Annotated in this window: 20 protein-coding genes and 1 tRNA gene; 11 read left to right on the top strand and 10 right to left on the bottom strand. The window is 52.4% G+C overall.

Annotation, left to right across the window (positions count from 1 at the left end; genetic code table 11):
- Window positions 1-6: 6 nt before the first annotated feature.
- Genes GF617_RS16035 through GF617_RS16010 form a run of 6 tightly spaced genes read right to left on the bottom strand, consistent with a single transcriptional unit; the run spans window position 7 to window position 10,233 of the window.
- Complete coding sequence (locus GF617_RS16035) at window positions 7-1,977, bottom strand: site-specific DNA-methyltransferase (protein WP_203452075.1); 1,971 nt, start codon at window positions 1,975-1,977, stop codon at window positions 7-9.
- A gap of 59 nt (window positions 1,978-2,036) precedes the next feature.
- Window positions 2,037-3,446, bottom strand: coding sequence for a DUF2130 domain-containing protein (locus tag GF617_RS16030; protein WP_035339748.1), 1,410 nt, complete (start codon window positions 3,444-3,446; stop codon window positions 2,037-2,039).
- 2 nt (window positions 3,447-3,448) lie between these two features.
- Window positions 3,449-5,329 (bottom strand): ATP-dependent endonuclease, encoded by a 1,881-nt coding sequence (locus tag GF617_RS16025; protein ID WP_203452074.1) that lies wholly within the window; start codon window positions 5,327-5,329, stop codon window positions 3,449-3,451.
- 34 nt (window positions 5,330-5,363) lie between these two features.
- Complete coding sequence (locus tag GF617_RS16020; RefSeq protein ID WP_203452073.1) at window positions 5,364-6,053, bottom strand: DUF4391 domain-containing protein; 690 nt, start codon at window positions 6,051-6,053, stop codon at window positions 5,364-5,366.
- Entirely contained in the window at window positions 6,050-9,328 is a 3,279-nt protein-coding gene (locus GF617_RS16015; protein WP_203452072.1) for a helicase-related protein, read from the bottom strand. Before GF617_RS16015 ends, GF617_RS16020 begins: the two co-directional genes overlap by 4 nt.
- Complete coding sequence (locus tag GF617_RS16010; protein WP_203452071.1) at window positions 9,328-10,233, bottom strand: YafY family protein; 906 nt, start codon at window positions 10,231-10,233, stop codon at window positions 9,328-9,330. Before GF617_RS16010 ends, GF617_RS16015 begins: the two co-directional genes overlap by 1 nt.
- Window positions 10,234-10,656: 423 nt before the next feature.
- Between GF617_RS16010 and GF617_RS16005 the strand changes: the two genes are divergently transcribed.
- From GF617_RS16005 to GF617_RS15960, 10 genes are all read left to right on the top strand, one after another.
- On the top strand, window positions 10,657-11,520 hold the full coding sequence (locus GF617_RS16005; RefSeq protein ID WP_203452070.1) for a GTPase family protein: 864 nt from the start codon (window positions 10,657-10,659) through the stop codon (window positions 11,518-11,520).
- 91 nt (window positions 11,521-11,611) lie between these two features.
- Window positions 11,612-12,433, top strand: coding sequence for a DUF932 domain-containing protein (locus tag GF617_RS16000; RefSeq protein WP_203452069.1), 822 nt, complete (start codon window positions 11,612-11,614; stop codon window positions 12,431-12,433).
- A 216-nt stretch (window positions 12,434-12,649) separates the two neighbouring features.
- Window positions 12,650-13,351 carry a WYL domain-containing protein gene (locus GF617_RS15995; RefSeq protein WP_203452068.1) on the top strand — a complete coding sequence of 234 codons (702 nt, stop codon included), beginning with the start codon at window positions 12,650-12,652 and terminating at the stop codon, window positions 13,349-13,351.
- Between the two features lie 36 nt (window positions 13,352-13,387).
- A complete protein-coding gene (locus GF617_RS15990; protein ID WP_203452067.1) occupies window positions 13,388-13,627 on the top strand; it encodes a hypothetical protein in 240 nt (79 codons plus the stop codon).
- Entirely contained in the window at window positions 13,624-14,319 is a 696-nt protein-coding gene (locus tag GF617_RS15985; protein WP_203452066.1) for a hypothetical protein, read from the top strand. Before GF617_RS15990 ends, GF617_RS15985 begins: the two co-directional genes overlap by 4 nt.
- Window positions 14,320-14,340: 21 nt before the next feature.
- Entirely contained in the window at window positions 14,341-14,811 is a 471-nt protein-coding gene (locus tag GF617_RS15980; protein WP_203452065.1) for a hypothetical protein, read from the top strand.
- A 243-nt stretch (window positions 14,812-15,054) separates the two neighbouring features.
- A complete protein-coding gene (gene radC, locus GF617_RS15975) occupies window positions 15,055-15,534 on the top strand; it encodes a DNA repair protein RadC (protein WP_203452064.1) in 480 nt (159 codons plus the stop codon).
- An 11-nt stretch (window positions 15,535-15,545) separates the two neighbouring features.
- A complete protein-coding gene (locus GF617_RS15970; RefSeq protein WP_203452063.1) occupies window positions 15,546-15,767 on the top strand; it encodes a DUF987 domain-containing protein in 222 nt (73 codons plus the stop codon).
- A 22-nt stretch (window positions 15,768-15,789) separates the two neighbouring features.
- Complete coding sequence (locus tag GF617_RS15965; protein WP_304605061.1) at window positions 15,790-16,140, top strand: type IV toxin-antitoxin system YeeU family antitoxin; 351 nt, start codon at window positions 15,790-15,792, stop codon at window positions 16,138-16,140.
- Between the two features lie 26 nt (window positions 16,141-16,166).
- The gene (locus tag GF617_RS15960; RefSeq protein WP_203452061.1) at window positions 16,167-16,508 is read left to right on the top strand and encodes a TA system toxin CbtA family protein; all 342 of its coding nucleotides are present in this window, start codon (window positions 16,167-16,169) and stop codon (window positions 16,506-16,508) included.
- A gap of 365 nt (window positions 16,509-16,873) precedes the next feature.
- Here the strand turns inward: GF617_RS15960 and GF617_RS15955 are convergent.
- The 3 genes from GF617_RS15955 to proB all read right to left on the bottom strand — a co-directional run bounded on the left by GF617_RS15955 (window position 16,874) and on the right by proB (window position 19,429).
- Window positions 16,874-16,949: transfer RNA gene (locus GF617_RS15955), tRNA-Thr, on the bottom strand.
- Window positions 16,950-17,061: 112 nt separating this feature from the next.
- Window positions 17,062-18,315, bottom strand: coding sequence for a glutamate-5-semialdehyde dehydrogenase (gene proA, locus GF617_RS15950; RefSeq protein WP_181622380.1), 1,254 nt, complete (start codon window positions 18,313-18,315; stop codon window positions 17,062-17,064).
- Between the two features lie 10 nt (window positions 18,316-18,325).
- A complete protein-coding gene (gene proB, locus GF617_RS15945) occupies window positions 18,326-19,429 on the bottom strand; it encodes a glutamate 5-kinase (RefSeq protein ID WP_181622379.1) in 1,104 nt (367 codons plus the stop codon).
- 304 nt (window positions 19,430-19,733) lie between these two features.
- Here proB and phoE point away from each other — a divergent pair, with 304 nt between their 5' ends.
- Window positions 19,734-20,786, top strand: coding sequence for a phosphoporin PhoE (gene phoE, locus GF617_RS15940; protein ID WP_181622378.1), 1,053 nt, complete (start codon window positions 19,734-19,736; stop codon window positions 20,784-20,786).
- Between the two features lie 124 nt (window positions 20,787-20,910).
- Here the strand turns inward: phoE and crl are convergent, their stop codons facing one another.
- A complete protein-coding gene (crl, locus tag GF617_RS15935; protein WP_203452060.1) occupies window positions 20,911-21,312 on the bottom strand; it encodes a sigma factor-binding protein Crl in 402 nt (133 codons plus the stop codon).
- Between the last annotated feature and the right edge of the window lies 1 nt (window position 21,313).

Below are 21,313 nucleotides of genomic sequence, written 5' to 3'. Positions count from 1 at the left end.
GTCCCCTCAGATACATTTCACTTCGGTGACGGGCGACATGAGCGTAAAAATCTGCTCAACGTTGATCTTGACCGCACTGTTCTTAAAGCCCGCGTCGCGGAATACCACGCGCAGCGGCTGATGCTTGGCCAGTTCCTTCACAAAGGGTTCGTCGATGCTACTGCTAACATCGAAGCAGGCAGCCAGCGCGTTGCTATCCACGAAGAATACATCTTTGCCTTGGATAGCCCTCTTCTCGATGGGCAAGGCGAGGTCAACGCCCCAGTCCAGCATCACCTGGAACAGTAAGTCCTCGGGCGTCCGGTCGGGCTTGATGTTATCCAAGGCGTCAAGCAGACTAACTTGAGTGACAGCATCAGGTGTGTAGAAGACCTCGGCCATGTTGGACGTGTCGATCTTCAACACGCGAAACCCGATGTCCATGCTGCCATTGGCAGATTCAGAAACGATTTTCCGGCCCGCGCGGCGGATGCGCTCCCTACTCACATCTGCGATGGTTTTGTAGCCAGCCTTGAACGCTTCTGATTTCTCATTAATCTCCTCTGGAAGTTGAATCATGACGAATCTTCGAGACGAACCATCTACGCGATTTGCTGCAAGAGTTGCATGCGCGGTGGTCGCAGATCCCGCAAAAAAATCCATCACGATATCGTCGCCCGCAGTGGTCATTTCCACTAGTGCCTGAATGATAGTTTCATCTTTCGGAAAATCAAAAACATGTGCTTCCATCAACGCATCAAGTCGAATTGACGCACCACGCCCATCTTGATAGAAAACGCTATAAGCAGCTTCTTTGTTTGCCTCGTGAAGATATACCTTCAATGTTGGCCGCGTCTTTTCGTCTGCACCAAATCGAATGCGCTCATCAGCAAGTAGCTCCTTCATGCGCTCCGGGGCAAATGACCAACCATTAGGATGCATATTCACTGGCTTCCCAGTTATTGGATGCAAAATTTCATAGCGCGAACGCGATGTAGGCTGTGGTTTGCGAAGATCACTTGCAAAATAGATACCTCGCTTGTCAACGTATTGATAGTGTTTATGCCGCTTACTTGGATCACTATCGGAGAGGCTGCCATACCATTTCCGCAAGCCAGCTTCGACAGCCGCATCGTCACCAGCAAACTTACGGCGCAACTCCGAATAGGTTTTCTCAATTTCGGTGAGGCCCTTTTTCAGAATTTGCCACGAGGCTCCTTGCTCTTTAAGAGCATTCATACTACGCGCAAAGCAAACAATGTACTCGTGTGACGCCGATATAAAGCGCGAGTCATTCTTTCTTCCTGCAGCCCAAACCATCGTACCAACAAAATTCTCTGCACCAAAAACTTCACTGGCTATGCTTTTTAAGTTCTCAAATTCAGCATCATTGATCGAGATAAAGACAGCACCATCTTCTTTTAATAACCCCCTAGCAAGACGAAGCCGTGAATAAATCATTGAGAGCCAATCGGAATGAAAGCGGCCATTCGATACGGTGTTGGCCACCAATCTATTTCCGTCTTCATCCACTTGATTTGAACGACGCAAGTATTCGTCTGCATTTTCGGCAAAGTCATCCTCGTAAATAAAGTCGTTCCCGGTGTTGTACGGCGGATCAATGTAAATCATCTTGACCTTGCCGAGATAGGTCTCCTGCAGCAGCTTCAGTGCATCAAGGTTATCGCCCTCGATGAACAGGTTCTTCGTCGTATCGAATTCAACACTCTCCTCGCGCACTGGGCGTAGAGTCTTAGCAATAGGCGCATTAGCCGTAAGCAAGGCTTCACGTTTGCCCGGCCAATTCAGGTGGTAGCGTTCCTGTGGACCTTCCACAATCGACTCGGCCAGTTCCTGCCGCAACTGGTCGAAATCCACTGCCAACTTCACGCAGCCGTCCTCTCCCTTGGCTTCGGTGACACAGCCAGGAAACAGATCGCGAATGTGGGCTATGTTGTCCTGAGTGAGATTGGGTGAATGCATTTTTAGCTTTTCCATGTTCTTTTCCTCCTGACGCCGCATTATTGCGCAGTGTCCTAATTCTTTCTGGGCTGGCTTTATTCGGCGTCAGAATTGTTTTGGTGTTTGAGCTCGGCAAATTTGGCGGCCATTGTTGGGTTGCCGCGGGTGAGCCGCTTGACTGTCAGGTCTTCAGCTTTATCGTTGGCAAGCCGTAGATTGTTAGCCGACTTGTGCAGGGCTTCTTTGGTCTTTTCAAGATCCTTGATGGCTTCGTCGATGCGCTTGACCGCTTCTTCAAACCCATCTGAAGCCAAACGCCAGTTGCGACCGAATGCAGTCTTGAAGTCATCGAGCTGGGTTTCAAATTGGGTGATGTCGATGTTCTGCGCCTTCACCAGCGCCAACTCGGACTTGTATTGAAGTGACTTCATCGCCGCATTGCGTAGCAGCGTGATGATGGGGATGAAGAACTGTGGCCGAACGACGTACATCTTCGGGTAGCGGTGAAACACGTCAACGATCCCGGCGTTGTAAAGCTCACTGTCGGGCTCCAGCAGGGATACCAGCACGGCGTATTCGCAGCCTTTTTCGGTGCGGTCCTTGTCGAGCTCCTTGAAGAAGTCTTCGTTTTTCTTCTTGGTGGCTGTTTCGTCACCTTCATTCTTCATCTCGAACATGATCGAGACGATCTCGGTGCCTGCATCATCCATATCCCGGAAGATGTAGTCGCCCTTGCTGCCGGTACGCACGTCGTTGTCTTTTTCGAAGTAGGCCTTTGGGAATGCGGTGGCCCGGAGACGGTTAAACTCAATCTCGCAATGCTGCTCCAGGGTTTCCCCAATCATCTTGGTCGACAGCCGTGCCTTCATGTCCCGAAGACGCACAATCTCACCATCGCGATCTTTGAGCTGTGTTTCATATTTATCTTTGAGTGCGGTCTCGGCAAGTTGCTTTTCCAGCGCAGCTCGATCTAGTCCACTCTTGAGTTCGTCACGTTCCTTCGTCACCACGCTGACCGCTTCGGTGAGCGCGAGCTTTTGGGCAACTTCGCCCGCTGCAAGCTTGGCCTGCAGACGCTGAATCTCCGCATCCTTGGTGGCCTCGGCTTGCTGTAGATCACTTAATCGCTTCGCCTCGGCCAGTTGAGCTTTAGTTTCATTCTCTTGCTGTGCTTTTTCCAGTGCGTTCGCCAGCGCATCGCGATCTTTTTCTACCGCGCTCAGCGCCTCACTGACAGCAAGTTTTTGCGCAACCTCTCCTGCATCCAACCTGGCTTTTAATGCCTGGATTTCGGCATCCTTTGCAGAAGCAGCCTTCTGCAATTCGCTGGTAACCTTAGCTTGAGCCAGTTCGACCGCGTTTTGCTTGTCCCTTTCGGCCAGCTCAAGGCGTTCATGTAGCTGCTTCTCAAAGTCAGCATCGCGAACCTGTTTAAGAATGTCTGCGTAACCAGCTTCATCAATCTTGAAAGCCTTGCCGCAATGGGGGCAGATGATTTCATGCATAGTCATTTTCCTTCTACCTTGGCCAAAATTTGCTGGAGCATCTCTGGCACCGCCCCTGCGGCTTTGAGTGTCGCCGTGCGGTATGCGAGTTGGTTCTTCGAGAGACTGATACCTGTGGCAACCTCGATTTCACTGCAGGCGGCTAGCCACTCAGGCCAGTTGGCTACGAGAAATGATTCCAGATGGTCTTCAAAAATGGCGACTGTGTCGCCGACGACAGCTTCCGGAAAATCCTCTTCAGCAATGCCGAAGTATTTCAGAGTGGTCCGATTTTCCCGGGCGTTTTTTGCAAGTTCTTCATCGATCTTGTTTTGCTGTTTTCCTTTGGCTTTTGCTCGTGCCGCACATGCTCTGTCAGCATCGAAAAGCGCATAAACCGGGATACCGAGTGCGGACAGGATGGCATGGACAAGAGGGATCGAAGTCTTGCCTCCGACTGGGACAATGGAAATGCCAGCGGCTTCAAGCGCACCAGGAGATATTTTGTCGCCTATACCGTGGAACACCGATGACTCGGTGGTACCCTCCACAAGAAAAGCGCGATGGGCAAAGAGGGCTACAGCCAGCTGATCTGAAACGATGCCATCTAACTGACGTTCGACAACATCAGTGTTCACTATCTGGTGCAATCTGGTCTTTACATCATCAACGGAGGCAAAGTGGATAGTCACAGCCGGAGTCTCTCCAGATGATCGCGTCAATCGCCTGACTTGATCAAAATGGCGGGCCTCAAGAAAATAAGGGCTGTGTGTCGCATACGTCACCTGGATACACTTGTCGGGGTCTTCGACAAGTGAGCGGAGCACTTTTGCAAACGCCTGTGCCTGAATCGGGTGCTGAAAGAGTTCTGGCTCCTCGATTGCCAAGCAGATGACCCCGTTGGCTGATGCAGAGCCGGACTGTGCCAAGAGCTGGAGCGCCGAGATCAAAATCGTCCGCTGAAAACCATGCCCCTGTCGCTCTACCGCTGTTTCGGTTGTGCCATCGAGCACGGCTACTTCGAACGTGGTCTTGGGGGCTTTGAGCTCCACCTCAGCTGGGGCAACAGTGACTGCCCGACCCGGTGAATAGGACGTAACGACCGCGTTAAGCTGAGTCGTCATGACATCAAGTTGTGCTTTGAATTTCTCGTCGTACACCTTTTGCTGTTGTATTCGTGATTCCTCGACGATCTTCGCAATCTCTTCATCAGCTGAAGCACGATCAACCGAACGCTCAAGAATGCGTCCAATGATGCTCGACTTTCCGTCGATTGATTCTTCACTTGCGCGAAGGTCTGCAGTCACCAGCACGAAATCGAAAAGGCCACTCATCTTGCCGCCGCTGTTGAAACCGAAAAAGTTGGTCTGCAATGATTCGGGGGCGTCTACGAGTAGTTCTGTATGTGATGCTTCCCAAGTAGTCATTGCCTGGTCAATGGCTGTACCGGTAGTGGCTGTAGGAAGCTCCAGCTCTGGGAGACTAGTTCTGAGATTGGTATAAAGCTCCCTCTTCGCCGCTACACCATTTGCAGTTTTGATTGCGTTGAACTCTGGGAATCCCTTTGCGTTTGCAGAGAGCACATCGGTGCCGTCAGCCGAACGGCGCTTCCACGCCGTGAATGTAGCAGCGCCCTCTGGAGTGTACTTACCAAGCGCCTCCCGATCCTTTTCGGTGAGATCTGCGAACGTGACTTGCACCTCGATGTCTTCGTTAGTCTCTCCAAAAGAGCAGTCTTTCTCTGTTAGCGAGCCGGGCTTGCCGTTAAAGAACCAATCGAGTGCATGTAGCACTGTCGACTTGCCAGCGCCATTGGGCCCTATGAACGTCGTAACGGAGTCGAAGGGAATCGTGACGTCTTTGAGTGCCCGGAAGTTCTTGATGCCAACGGATTGAATCTTCATTTCAGTTTTATTCCCTTACACCTGTTGTGATCTATCAATGTTTGAGCTCTTCCAGTTCAACTTTCAACATCCGCAGTTCGGCGTTGATCTCTACCTTGCGGTTGAATTGTTTTTCTTTTGCAAGTCTACTGGCAGCTTTCTCAACCTCACGCTGCTTGGCTGCAACCAGTTCGACACGTGCGACCAAGTCCGCGAGACTTTCTTGTAGGCGCGCGGGTGTGGGGATCAGGCGGTGAAGCACCTGTTCATACAAGCCGCCCAGGTCGAGTGCTAAGGGCATGGCGGCGCGCTCACTATGACTCGGCAACCAGGCTGTCGCAAAGTAGCCACTCAAGACCCAACGACTTGCGTCTGACTCATTGGGGCGTTTGTATGCAGCGATCACTTTTGTTCGGCCATCAAAGCTCAGCTCGAAGATGATGGGAAACTGCACCGCGCCATCGATGCAACGCAAAACGTCCAGATTCAGCTCCGATGTCTTGAGCTGGATTGAGAAAATCTGAAGCTCTGGTACTCCCGGCCTGGCGGGCAGGTTGATCGTTTCCGGAGCCAACTTGTATTGCCAGACGATCTGCTCCACCTGCTCGACGAACAAGTCCTTCAGCCTTTTATTGGCACCGCTGTGTTCGTAGATCTTATTCTTTGGCAGGGTACGACCAAAGATAGCCTGCTTCGGATAGTTGATGAACGCGGTATTCGACTCAAATCTCGAAGACTGACTCATCCGGCCTCCTGAATCACGAGGAAGGTAATCAGTTCGAAGTCGTCCAGTCCGACGATAGTGTTGACCAACGCGGTGGTCTTTCCGCTGCAGAAGAGGCTGTCCAGATCCTTCTCTTCCTTCACCTCGATCATTGAGCGGATGGCTTTGCCAAGCAGGTCCGAATACATCTGCATCTTGCGGCCATCGGCCGTTTCCTTATTGAACAAGAGACAGGCATCTGTAATAGGCTGGGCTTGTCCTTTGCAGCAGGTGCGAACCAGATCCAGCAAACGTTTGACTTCGGTGTGATCGTGAATGACTTCCCCCTCGCGATTAATGTAGACGAGGTAATAAGGGTGCAGGCGGTTGTGCTGACTGACGTTGACGCTTGGATTCCGGTTGCGTAGCGTGAAGATCACACCCGGGCGTAGGCCCATCTCCGGCTTGGCAGGCACTACGGCGTGCATCCCACTTGGCACGTTGCTCAATTCGCCATTGACTTTCACATAGTTGAGCAAGTCCATTCGGAAGTCATTGAGCCCGAGATCAGTAATCGACACTCCGGTTTTCAGGTCTTCCAGCTCAATCACTTCCTCTTGCAAACGTCGTAATTGCTCTTTGCGATAAGACACATCGTTGGCTTGGGCGCTCAGCACATTGTCGTCACCGGTGGCTGTAACATCGGCAATCATCATTCGGCTCTCAACCCGTTCCTTCAGGTTGATGTATTCGTCGAGAGAGATGTCTGGCCAGTAGTTAACCAGTTGGATGCTGCTGTTGGGTGAGCCGATGCGATCCACACGGCCGAAGCGTTGGATGATGCGCACGGGGTTCCAGTGGATGTCGTAGTTGATGAGGTAGTCGCAGTCCTGCAGGTTCTGGCCTTCAGAGATACAATCGGTGCCGATCAACACATCTATCTCTGCCTCCTCATTTGGCAGCACGATGGCTTTCTCCTTCGAGTGCGGCGAGAAGAGGGTGAGCAGTTCCTGGAAGTCGTAGCTCTTCTTGAGCGTGCTCTTCGGCGCCCCTTTGCCGGTGACTTTTGCACTGTGCAAGGTCTGTGTGGCCAGCAATTCCGGAGCTAAATTGGCATACAGATAGTCAGCGGTGTCGGCAAAGGCGGTGAAGATCAGCACCTTCTTGTTGCCGGGATTCAGCGGTGCTGCGATCTTCTCCAGAACCAGTGTCTTGAGATGCTGCAGTTTGGCATCATCGGCAGCCGTGATCTTGTTCATCGACGTCAGCAAGGCATCAATGATTTCCAGATCTACCTTCAGCTCGTGCTCCCAAGAAGGCAAGTCCATATCGGCGAGGCTGATTTTGACCTTGCCACCGATTTCACTGTCGCCATAGATTGGCAGGTCGTCGTCCGCTTCGAGGTTTTCTAACTGGTCGGTCAGGTCATTTATTCTGCTGTCAATGCCACTGAGGCCGCCAGTCTCATTGAAAGTGCTGATCTTGGCCAGCGTATTCGTGTGGTTCGCGCGCAGGGACTTGAGCGTCAAGCGGAAAGACTCAATCGAGCTTTCCAGGCGCTTGAGCAGGTTGGTCGTCATCAATGCCTGCAGACTCTTTTCACGGTCGATTTGTTTAAGCTTACCTTTCCCTGCAACCTGAGTGTCGTACATCTCCTCGTACTTCTTGAGTCGACTGGGCAGGATGTAGCTGATCGGGGCGTAAACAGCGAGCTTGAGTAAAGACAGCTGCTCGAAAATTTCGTTGAAGCTCATCACATCTGTTCGCTGCGTGAGCGGGCTGTGGAACGACAAGGGTTTGCGGCGCTCAGGGAATTGGCCGATTTCCTTGGTATCGTAGAAAGTCTGAATATGCTTGCGCGAACGTGCGATGGTGACGCTGTCGAGCAGTTCGAAGAAGTCGAAGTCCAACGAATCCAGGATGGCCCGCGCTGTGCGCTCTTCCGATGGAAGCTTTGCCCATGCATTGAAGCTAGCCTGTGCACCACGGAAAATGTCCTCTACCGTCTTGCCGGTACGCAGCTTCTTGTTGAGGCTTTCGGAATCGCCTTCGTAGGCCAGAGCCAGTTGGTTGCGCAGGTCGTTGAAGCGGTTGTTCACCGGAGTGGCCGAAAGCATCAGCACCTTGGTTTTCACACCCTCCTTGATAACCTTGTTCATCAGCTTCTGGTAGCGGGTTTCCTTATCCTTATAGGCGTCATTGTTGCGGAAGTTGTGCGACTCGTCGATGACGACGAGGTCGTAGTTGCCCCAGTTGATGCGATTCAGCGGTGTGCCGAACGACTCACCGCTCGTACGGCTGAGGTCGGTATGACAAAGCACGTCGTAGTTGAACCGGTCGCGAGCAAATATATTGGTCTTGAGGTTACGGCTGTAGTTCAGCCAGTTGTCCGCCAGCTTCTTGGGGCATAACACCAGAACTGACTTGTTGCGTAGTTCGTAATATTTTATCACGGCTAGCGCGGTGAAAGTCTTGCCCAGGCCCACGCTGTCGGCCAGGATACAGCCGCTGTAGCTCTCAAGTTTGTTGATGATCCCGGTGGCAGCATCTTTCTGGTAATTGAAGAGTTTGTTCCAGATGAGCGTGTCTTGATAGCCCGTGCGGTCGTTCGGCAGGACATCCTCGTTGATGTCGTCCAGAAACTCATTGAAGATATTGTAGAGCATCAGGAAGTAGATGCTCTCGGGCGAGTTTTCCTGGTAGATGGACGCAATGTGGTCGCAGATCTGCGCCGTTACATCCTCCAGCTTCTCGGGGTCTTGCCAGATCTGGTTAAACAGACTGAGGTAGGTCGCCGTAAACGTCGGCTCGTCCATCTTGTTGACGAAGTTGGAGACAGCGTTGCCCTGCTGGTAGCCGAGATCGACGGCGGTAAAGCCGTGCAGTGGCATGTAGGCAGTATCTGCGGCAGCAGCCTGAATGCAAGTAAACTGCTGCATCGGTGCCTTGCTGCGATTGGACTTGAATGTTGCCTTGCGCCGCATCCAGTCCGCGCACTCTTTTGCAATTGCGCGCTGGGTCAGTTTGTTACGCAGCTGAATTTCGAACTCACTCCCGTACAAGCTCCGTTCGCGGTCAGCCTTCGGTATGTGGAATTCTTTGCGTTCCTTGCGAATTTTGTCGGTAACCTCGTTAGCGGTAAACGTCGGCGAGGTAAAGATGAATTGCAGCTCATCGATTTTTTCCAGCTCTGCTTTGAGCGCTTCGAACGCGTACATCGAAAAGCAGGAAGCGGCGATCTTCAGGCGAGCACCAGGTTTGAGCGTCTGCTTTAGGTCGTCTCCGAGCAGGCGGTTGATGTTGTCGATCAGTTCCATTAATAGTCAGCCTTTTTAGTGGCGCTATAGCCTGGTGCCAGTAAGGCATTTTTCACGCCGTAAATTGCGAGATGATCTTTGAGCCATAACCGGTACTCCGGTCCACGAAGGCAATGATCGGGTGAGCAGTCTACCCGCCAGCGCTGCAACATATAGCCCACCACCGCAGCGCGAACGCGCATTCTGATCGAACCATCTGTCATCCCGTAGTCCATCTTGATAATATCGGGCCGCTCAACGCTCGGGTGCGGCACGAAATCCAGCTCGACGATGCGCGTCCACTGGATGTCGTTATCCTGCCGTTCGTTGGCCTGTGGCTCCTCGTCGAGCAATGTTGGTGCTTCGATGCGGGTGACGACGAAATCCCGAAACTCTCTACTCTTGCGATCAAAGGCCCGGACGTGCCAGCGCAGGCCGGTATCAACCAAGGCAAAGGGCACAATTACCCGCTCGGACTCGCCGCCGCTCATCGAGTGGTAGCGGATGGCGACAGGTCGTTTGGCGTGGATGGCTCGGCAAATCGCTGCTAACACATCCATCTTGGGGATGCACAGGGCTGCGGGGGATTCACATGGTAGCAGCGCCTGCATTGAGCCGTTCACGCCATCGCCAAAGCCGAGAGCCAGCGCCGACAGAACACGCTGCGATGCGTGTTTGAACAACGGGGAAAACGCCTGCCCGATGCGATAGATCTTGTTGCTACCATCGAAGGTGATGTTATGCGGCACGATTTCCCGGTACAAAGCCAAATCGCGAGTCGCCCCTGCTGGAGCCACGCCGAAGCGCTCAATCAGATCTGGGCGACCGATCTCACCGAAGAAGTAGAGCCGAAAATCTATGTAGGCCAGCCGCTCTCGCTGAACCAGACTCAAGTCCTCAAGCCGCTTAGATGGGGAACCAAGCATGAATCATCACTATAGGAAAAAATGAATATTTAATATGATAATCCATAAAATGCCATGGTTATAATCAAATTGATGATAATCAGCATTAATACTTATGTAACAGCTAGAATTTATGTATTAAACGTAGGCAGTCATCGTATAGGCTGATGCTTCTATACCGTTATATTTATGCCATCCAACTATAAAACCTTGCTGCCCAATGCCCTATAGCCCCTCAGGCAATTTGCCCTTATCTACTGTTCTGGGGATGAGCGATACCAGAATTACCCAACGACTCAGGGACCGGGAGCACAGGCGGCAGTGGCTCGTCACCTACCTTAATTCAAATTATTTTCAGATATATATCATTCTTCTGAACATACCTGATTAACGGCAGAATCCCACGATTCTGCCGTTTTTGTATTATTTTTCAGAGGAGTAGTAATGAACAATCCTGAAGGTTTGAAGTCATTTCAGCAATCGCTTTCTGGTCTGCCACAATGGGCATCAGAGCGGATTCTGCAGCAAATAAACCAGTTAACAGACTACGAGCCAGCAATAGGCATTATGGGCAAAACCGGTGCAGGTAAATCCAGTCTGTGCAACGCCCTCTTTGCCGGTGAGGTATCGCCGGTCAGTGACGTGGCTGCCTGTACCCGTGAGCCACTGCGTTTTTGCCTGCAGGTGGGAGAGCGTGTGATGACTCTGGTGGATTTACCCGGTGTCGGGGAAAGTCGTTCACGCGATGCGGAATATGCTGCACTTTACCGTCAGCAACTTCCCCGGCTCGACCTGGTACTGTGGCTGATCAAGGCTGATGATCGGGCACTGGCGGTGGATGAGCATTTTTACCGTCGGGTGATTGGTGAAGCATACCGGCATAAGGTGCTGTTTGTTATCAGCCAGTCGGATAAGACCGAACCCACCAGCGGTAACGGACAATTGTCCACAGCACAGAAGCAGAATATCAGTCACAAAATCGGCCTGCTGCATGAACTGTTTCAGCCGGTGCATCCGGTGTGTGCCGTATCGGTCCGGGCCAGGTGGGGATTGCGGATAATGGCCGAACGGATGATCCGCTGCCTGCCCCGTGAAGCCAGCAGTCCGGTAGTGGCGCAACTGCAGTCACCCTTTCGTACGACCGCAGTCCAGGAGAAAGCGCGTAACGATTTTGGTGAAACGGTCAGCGCGGTACTGGACGCAGTAAGTGCTTTTCCACTGATACCGGCTCCGGTGCGGTCCGTAATACAGGCCGTCCGCACCACCGTGGTGTCTGTTGCCCGTGCCGTGTGGAATTTCTTCTTCTGAACATTTAACGCTTGTTTGTTCGTTCCCGAGCCCTGTCGCCTGCGCGACGGGGCTTTCTTTTATTGTTTTTCCCGTTATGAGGAGTCTGCTTATGACCCGTCTGGCTTCGCGCTTTGGCGCAGCAAACCTTATCCGTCGTGACCGTCCGTTAACCCGCGAGGAGTTGTTTCGCGTGGTACCCAGCGTATTCAGCGAGGACAAACACACATCCCGCAGTGACCGCTACACGTATATACCCACTATCTCCCTGCTCGACAGTCTGCAGCGGGAAGGCTTCCAGCCGTTCTTTGCCTGTCAGACCCGTGTGCGTGACCCGGGTCGCCGCGAACACACTAAGCACATGCTGCGTCTGCGCCGTGAGGGCCAGATAACCGGTAAGCAGGTGCCGGAAATCATTTTGCTGAATTCACACGATGGCACCAGTTCGTACCAGATGCTGCCGGGCCTGTTCAGGGCGGTGTGCCAGAACGGTCTTGTCTGCGGTGAATCATTTGCTGAGGTCAGGGTGCCACACAAGGGGGATGTGGTGAGTCAGGTGATTGAGGGGGCGTACGAAGTGCTGGGGATTTTTGACAGGGTGGAGGAGAAGCAGGATGCGATGCAGTCGTTGCTGTTGCCGCCTCCCGCACAGCAGGCGCTGGCAACAGCGGCACTGACCTACCGCTTTGGTGAAGACCACCAGCCGGTAACCGAAGCGCAGATACTCTCCCCGCGCCGCTGGCAGGATGAGAGCAATGACCTGTGGACGACTTTTCAGCGTATTCAGGAGAACCTGATTAAAGGCGGGCTCAGTGGCCGTAATGTCAAAGGCGGACGGACACATACCCGCGCCGTACGTGGCATTGACGGGGATGTGAAGCTCAACCGGGCACTGTGGGTGATGGCGGAAACACTGCTGACACAACTGCAGTAGCCGTTTCATGTTGCCACGTTGTTAATATCGGACACTACCTGTCCGCATTGCGACGTGCTGTCGGGCTTCACTCCATCGGGGATGGCCTGTAACCCCCGCCACACCTCACATTTGCAGAAATGAAAAATAGTTACTGCTGTGTCCATACCCTGACCGTCCCCCTCTTTAAAGTAATCACATCATTTTCAGTCAGTTAACCTTCACGGAGAACCTTTCATGACACAGGCAGAACGCCGCCATGACCGGCTGGCTGTCAGGCTGTCACTGATAATCAGCCGCCTGGTGGCCGGAGAAACACTGAGTGTGCGCAAGCTGGCGGTCGAATTTGGCGTCTCGGTGCGCACGCTGCGGCGGGATTTTCGTGAGCGTCTGATGTATCTGGACCTGGAATATCAGTCCGGTTACTGCCGCCTGCGTACCGCTGGCAGTGAGATGCAGATGGTGCCTGATGTGCTTATCTTTGCTCATCGCAGCGGGCTGGCCGGGCTGTTCCCCGGTCTTGACCGCCGACTGGTGAATGCCCTGCTGATGTGTGATGAAGCGCCCTGCGTTATACCACCGGCTAACCCGGTGTCTTCGCCGTCAGAGCCGCTGTCCTTCTGGCGGCTGGTGCAGGCGATTACTGACCGCAGATGCGTCACCCTGCTTGCTGACGGGCAGCGTTGTGAGCGACTGGCCCCGTGCCGGTTACTTATCCACCTGCAGACCTGGTATCTGGTCGCCGAGCATGGCGGGCATATTGCCGTGTTCACGCTGGATGAAATTCATCTGGTTCAGCCGCTGCAGGAGTCTTTCCGGCGTAATGACAGCCTGTGTCGTCTGGCGGAAGACCCGGTGTTCATTCAGGCCTTGCCCCATTTTCGCTTTATTCAGCAGTCACTGCTTGCGTTTGTTCCGGCGGATAGCAAACCGGAATAACGCAGGGATTTCTCAACTCATCCGCAGGGAGAGCCAATGCCATTCATTGCCATTATCGCCATTGTTGTCTTCGTCATTATTCTGAACAAAACCGGGGTGTCCGACAATATCACCGCCCTGACGCTTGCCACCATCGCCGCCCTGTTGACCGGCGGTGGCACTGTCGGGGCGGCAAGCGTTGCACTGACGCCGTTCATCGGTTTACCGCTGGGCATTGTGGTGGGCATTTACGTCTTCATCAAAGTGGTTCGTCTGATTTCAGGAAAGAAAAAATGAAACTGATTACATTATTACCTCTGCTGGTTATGGTGACAGGCTCAGCCTTTGCGGCCTCACCGGAGACGACGGTAAAATCATCCGGCTGTATGGCCGTCAACGATATGCTGGAAAACCTCAACTCGCGGGAGTCCTGTCTGTCAGTGAATGTCACCCGCACCTTATCCGAAGGACGTTATCTGGCAGTGGCAAACCTGAGCAACGGCAACATCTACCCGGTGCGCATGACCTTCAGTGACGGGGTGATTACCGCCCGTCCGGATACGGATGAAATTGAGCGGCTCAACCAACAACAGGCACAGAAGCGCCGGGAAGAGCAGTTACAGAAAAAGCGCGATTACTACAATACCCACCCGCAAAAAGAGAGCGAGTTTGATAATGCGAAAAAGGCGCATCTTAACCTCACGCAATATCATTCAGCCGCCTGCAGGGCCATTGGTCAAAAAGTATGGGATTCGATTCATGAAAATGTGTCATGCCAGATGATTGAAAATGCGCAGCAGGTCAGTGACAACACTCAGACAGGCACGGCCATTCTGCGGGGACCGGGTGCCAGCACATTTAAAATGCCGGTCAGGTTCAGCGTGATTCAGGAGGATTTTATCCGTGTTGACGCCGATATTGCAGCGTCCGCGCTGGCACAGTTAAAAGCACAGATAGCGGCGTATAACGAAAAACTGAATCAGCGCTAATGACATGAAAAGGATAACTGAATGAAAATCAAACAATGTTTACCAGCACTGTCTCTGCTGGTCTCCTCTTTTACTCACGCGACGGTGACTGAACAGCAGTGGGGCGACTGGTACGGCAATACGGGCGGTATGGAGTTTGCGCTCAGCAGTGACAATCAGGCCGGGGAAAAGCTGACAATCAGTTGCAGCAACAAAAAGATGGTCGTGGCCTGGCAGGTCCCGAAAGAGGATTACCGTGCCACCTCTGATGAGGGGATGAGTGATGTGTATCTTCTGATAAACAATGAGAAATACGCGCTTGAGAATGAATCACTGCTACCCGGCGAGGCCATCCCGGCACAACTGGCATTCGACGCCCTGAAGCAAACCCGTGCGCAAGACAACGTCGCCTTCACCACCTTCCAGTCGGGTGAGTCAAAACCGTTCAGTGCCCGTGGCCTCCATGACGCACTGAAAGACGTCACCTGGCAGGACTGCCTCGACCAGCCCTGACAGCCGTTTTACTCAGGTTATCCCGTCAGCCCTGTTGCATATGCGCATCAGGGCTTTTCTTTATTCTTAACGCATTACACAGTCTGTCCGTCCGCCATTCGCCACATCACGCCCCGAGGCTTCCGCCATGAATACCATTGAACTGTCCCGGCTTGATGTCCTGTGGGATTTGCCGACACGCGTCACTGTCGTCGCAGTAACCCCTGTCACGTTTATCGCCTGCCATTGACCAGAGAGAACACTATGCCCATATCTTCTTTCCCGACATGCAACACCCTGCCGTTAACCACTCAACGAACGGTTAAGCGGGCGTTATCGTTACTTGAGCACCACCTGCGGGAGCCGGGCGTGCCCTTTACGTCCACTGCGGCAGTCAGGGACTGGCTGCGCCTGCAACTTGCCACGCTGGAGCGCGAAGTGTTTATGGTGCTGTATCTGAATCAGCAGCACCAGCTGATTGCCCATGAAACCCTGTTCACCGGCTCCATCAGCAGTACCGAAGTCCATCCCCGTGAAGTGGTAAAACGTGCCCTGCACTTCAATGCAGCGGCAGTGATAGTCGCTCACAACCATCCTTCCGGTGCCCCCACAGCCAGCCAGGCAGATAAAACCATCACGCAGCGCCTTATGCAGGCACTGGCCCTGGTGGAGGTCCGGCTGCTGGACCATCTGATTGTCGGCGGGATGGATATTGTATCGTTTGCCGAACATGGCTGGCTGTAAGGAGAAACACCATGAAAATCATCAGTAAACGTCAGGCGATGACGATATACCGCCAGCATCCGCAGTCCCGCCTGTTTCGCTTCTGCACCGGGAAATATCAATGGTCCGGCAGTGTCTGCCACTACGCTGGTCGCGAGGTACAGGATATCAGTGGGGTACTGGCCGTCTTCGCGGAACGTCGGCAGGACCGTAACGGTCCGTATGTGGCCCTGCGTTGTGTCACGCTTAATTAATTCACGTTTGAGGAGCACAACATTGCGGAAGACAACATCACTGACAAATCAAGACATTGCCGAATGCTGGTGGGGACTGAAACGCGATATCGCGCCCTGCATTGGCGCACGTCTGGTGCAGGATGGCAAGCGTCTGCACTATCTGGCTGACCGGGCCAGCATCACTGGTCAGTTCAGTGACATCGAATGTCTGGCGCTGGATGAAGCATTCCCGCTTTTTATCAACCAGATGGAATCAATGCTGACTACGGGTGAACTGAATCCTCGTCATTCGCACTGCGTCACGCTGTATCACAACGGTTTCACCTGCGAAGCCGACACTCTGGGTTCACACGGTTACGTCTATATCGTGATTTACCCTGTGCAACGCTAACCCCTTAAATTCACACGAGAGAAAAAATGAAAACCTTACCTGCAAAAAACCGGCGGGCGGCAACGCCATGCCTGTCGCCTGTGGCTGTCTGGCAAATGCTGCTTACACGCCTGCTGGAACAGCACTATGGTCTGAGCCTCAACGACACACCATTCAGTGAGGAACGAGTTATACAGGAACATATCGACGCCGGGATCACGCTGGCTGATGCCGTAAATTTTGTGGTGGAAAAATACGAACTGGTTCGTATCGACAGGAAGGGATTTTGCTGGCAGGAACAATCCCCTTATCTTCGGGCCGTTGATATTTTGCGAGCGCGGCAGGCAACTGGCTTGTTGCGACAAAACCGTGACAACTCAGTACGCTGAATATTGCGTACCACCTTCCTGATTTACATTCCTGAACTTTCTCCCTTGCTTACTTATTGCATAATGCGCCTGCCATTACCTGGTGGGCGCTTTTTCATTACGGTGAAGCTTTACTGCACACAACGAACTGAATTGTTCAGCGAACATTGTTCGATGCAATTTATTCAGAGAAGAGATGAAGGTAGTGACCTACTCATCAGGCTATATCTTTCGATTGACAACCAATATTGATGTGAAGCCAAGATGGCTGCAATAGCTATTTTTTTGTTGATATACGTTGATAAAAACCACTTACACATACAGTTACACGGAAAATTTTCGTGTAATAGGCAAGAGTGATTTTCATCATAACTGATTGATTTAACTGGTGCCGATAATAGGAGTCGAACCTACGACCTTCGCATTACGAATGCGCTGCTCTACCAACTGAGCTATATCGGCCCTGAGAGGCCGGTTACGAGTGTAACCACGGGGCAAGAGAGTAGATCTAACGGGGTGATGCGTCAATAGGCTTATGAATCAAGTGCCTACTTTTGCATCACCCTCGATTTATTTACGCACGAATCGTATCATCGCCGAAGCCGATCCACTTGTAGGTAGTCAGCGCTTCGAGGCCCATCGGACCGCGCGCATGCAGCTTCTGAGTACTGACAGCAACTTCTGCCCCCAGGCCAAACTGCCCACCATCGGTGAAGCGCGTCGAGGCGTTCACGTATACGGCAGAAGAATCCACTTCGTTCACAAAACGATCAGCATTGCGCAGCGTTCGAGTCAGAATGGCGTCGGAATGGTGTGTACCATGTTCACGGATGTGCGCAATGGCGTCATCCAGGTCTGCAACCAGCTTCACGTTCAAATCCAGTGACAGGAACTCATCATCGTATTGTTCGGCTTTTACTGGAACAACAGACGCCGGGCCGTCTTTCAACAGTGGCAATGCATTAGCGTCCGCATGTAACGTCACGCCACTCTCCGCCATCTGTTTACTCAATGCAGGCAGGAAAGTATTCGCAATGTCCTGATGCACCAGCAGCGTTTCCACCGTATTACAGGTGCTGGGACGCTGAGTTTTGGCGTTAACGATAATCTTCAGTGCGGGGGCAATCTCTGCGGTATCGTCCACCACGATGTGACATACACCGATACCGCCGGTGATCACCGGAATGGTTGACTGCTCGCGGCATAATTTGTGTAAGCCTGCGCCGCCACGCGGGATCAGCATGTCGATGTATTTATCCATGCGCAGCATTTCATTCACCAACGCACGATCCGGGCTTTCAATTGCCTGAACCGCACCCGCCGGTAAGCCACACTCTTCCAGCGCCTGCTGAATAACGTTCACCGTCGCGGCGTTGGTACGCCATGTCTCTTTACCACCACGCAGGATGGCGGCGTTACCCGTTTTCAGGCACAAAGAGGCTACATCGACTGTCACATTCGGACGGGCTTCATAAATCACACCAATAACGCCCAGCGGAACGCGACGACGCTCAAGACGTAAACCGCTGTCGAGCAGCCCGCCATCAATCACCTGCCCAACAGGATCGGCCAGGTTGCACACCTGGCGAACATCATCAGCAATGCCTTTAAGACGTGCAGGCGTCAGCGCCAGACGGTCGAGCATAGCTTCACTCAGACCGTTAGCACGGGCCTCGGCTAAGTCTTGCTCGTTGGCACGCAAAATCTCAGTGGACTGCGATTCCAGGTAGTCAGCGATTTTTTCCAGCACACGGTTTTTCTCGCGGCTGGAAAGGAGCGCCAGCTTGTAAGAGGCAGCTTTGGCCGCTGCACCCATTTGTTCCAGCATTTTTGGCTCCTTAGCGAATGATCATATCGTCACGATGAACAGCAACCGGGCCATATTCATAGCCCAGAATAGCGTCGATTTGCTGCGAGTGATGGCCTGCAATGCGGCGTAGCGCATCGCTGTTATAGCGGCTCACACCGTGAGCAATATCGCGGCCTTCAAGATTACAGATACGAATCACTTCACCACGGGAGAAGTTGCCTGTCACGCTTTTAATTCCTTTTGGAAGTAATGAACTCCCTCTTTCCAGAATTGCGGCCGTCGCCCCTTCATCCACGGTGATTTCGCCTGCCGGTGGCGCGCCAAAGATCCAGCGTTTACGGTTCTCAAGTGGGGACTCTTGCGCATGGAACCGCGTGCCCACAGAGATTCCTTCCATCACATCACCAATTACGCCAGGACGGCTTCCTGCGGCAATGACGGTGTCAATCCCCGCACGGCACGCCACATCAGCCGCCTGCAGTTTGGTTCCCATACCGCCCGTACCAAGGCCAGACACGCTGTCGCCTGCAATGGCACGCAACGCATCATCAATGCCGTGAACATCTTTAATCAGCTCCGCTTGCGGATTCGTACGTGGGTCTGCGGTAAACAGCCCTTGCTGGTCCGTCAGAAGCAGCAACTTGTCAGCCCCCGCCAGAATCGCGGCCAGCGCTGAGAGATTGTCGTTATCACCGACTTTAATTTCCGCTGTCGCGACCGCGTCGTTTTCGTTGATAACGGGAACAATATTGTTGTCCAGCAGCGCACGTAGCGTATCGCGCGCATTCAGGAAGCGTTCACGGTCTTCCATGTCAGCGCGCGTCAGCAGCATCTGCCCGACGTGGATGCCATAGATGGAAAACAGCTGTTCCCACAACTGAATGAGTCGGCTTTGACCAACAGCCGCCAGCAGCTGTTTGGAAGCGATGGTGGCGGGGAGCTCGGGGTATCCCAGGTGCTCGCGACCGGCGGCAATTGCTCCGGACGTTACAATCACAATGCGATGCCCTGCGGCATGCAACTGAGCACACTGACGTACAAGCTCAACAATATGGGCGCGATTTAGGCGGCGCGATCCGCCTGTTAAAACACTGGTACCGAGTTTTACCACCAGCGTCTGGCTGTCACTCATGATTCTCTGCCGTTCAACAATAAGGGAAAATGATGTCAATCAGACGTTTTAGCAGGAGTCAGCCTCGTTGCCAACTGCCTTAGCACAAAGCGAAACACTTTATTGCGCGGGATCAGGAAGCGTAGCGGCATATTTTGACAGTTTTATTACTGAAATAATAAATCACAGTTTTTTAAAATAATTCTTAGATTGTCATAAAACTTTAATTCCAGAACGTTAAAACCCTTCCTGTTTTTTCACGGGACATAAGCATGAGCTTATCGTTCAGCGAATTTTAGCGCGTTTAAAAAAATCAGGATCGAAAATGAAAAAGAGTACTCTGGCATTAGTGGTAATGGGCGTTGTTGCTTCTGCATCTGTTCACGCGGCCGAAGTTTATAATAAAGACGGCAATAAACTGGACGTGTACGGAAAAGTAAAAGCAATGCACTACATCAGCGATGATGCCACCAAAGACGGTGACCAGACTTACGTTCGTTTCGGCTTTAAAGGCGAAACGCAGATTAACGATCAACTGACCGGTTATGGTCGCTGGGAAGCAGAATTTTCCGGCAACAAAGCCGAAAGCGATTCTACTCAGAAAACCCGTCTGGCATTTGCTGGTCTGAAACTGAAAAACTTCGGCTCCTTCGACTACGGTCGTAACCTAGGCGCACTGTATGATGTTGAAGCCTGGACGGATATGTTCCCGGAATTCGGCGGTGACTCTTCTGGTCAGACCGACAACTTCATGACCAAACGTTCAAGCGGCCTGGCAACCTACCGTAATACCGACTTCTTCGGCGCGATTGATGGCCTGGACATGACCCTGCAATATCAGGGCAAAAACGAGAACCGTGACGCGAAGAAACAGAACGGTGACGGTTTTGGTACATCTCTGACCTATGATTTCGGCGGCAGCGATTTCGCGATCAGCGGCGCGTACACCAACTCTGACCGTACCAATGATCAGAACCTGCTGACTCGTGGTCAGGGTGACAAAGCAGAAGCCTGGGCAACTGGTCTGAAATACGACGCAAACAATATTTACCTGGCAACAATGTATTCTGAAACCCGCAACATGACCCCTATTTCAGGTGGCTTTGCGAATAAAGCACAGAACTTCGAAGTGGTTGCACAATACCAGTTCGACTTCGGTCTGCGTCCATCCCTGGGCTATGTCCAGTCTAAAGGCAAAGATATCGAAGGTATCGGCGATCAGGATCTCGTGAAATATATCGATGTTGGCGCGACCTATTATTTCAACAAAAATATGTCTGCGTTTGTTGATTATAAAATCAACCAACTGGATGACGACAACAAACTGGGTCTGAGCAACGATGACATCGTTGCACTGGGTATGACTTACCAGTTCTAATGTTGTCCAAATAAAAAAGCCTGGCGATTCATGCCAGGCTTTTTTTTTACCGGAGAAATGAGAGAGGTCTTATACCTTCACTCCGGTGCTCTCCCGAAGGAAGAAGAAGGAGAAAAGATGACGATCAGGCCGTCAGTTTTACCGACTCGCTGGAAAAGTTGTCCGCAGGCTCCAGTTTCAGTTCCAGGCTTACCAGTAATGCCTGCGCTTTTTCATGAAACTCTCGCAACGTATGTTCCAGACGGTCGATCACTTCCTGGTCTTTGATGGTGGCCGATTGCCAGTAGCCATCTTTATTGAACAACCCAAACTGGTAGCTGTAGGTGAAGCGTTTTTCCTGTGCTTCCATCTCCATCCACCATCCCCAGAACTCACGTTTTTCGGGTGCAGGCTTCACGTTGACGCATACAGCCAGGCAGTCGAAAAAAAAGCGATTCTCTTCACACTGCTCTTCTCGAATATACGGGCCAAGAGCCATGAACTTCTTAATCAGTCTACTTTTCGGGTGTCCACTCGGTAACGTCATT

The sequence above is a fragment of the Lelliottia sp. RWM.1 genome, assembly GCF_016859735.1.
GTDB lineage: Bacteria > Pseudomonadota > Gammaproteobacteria > Enterobacterales > Enterobacteriaceae > Enterobacter.
Note: the sequence above shows the minus strand (reverse complement) of the source record. Positions and strands in the feature narration are given on the sequence as shown.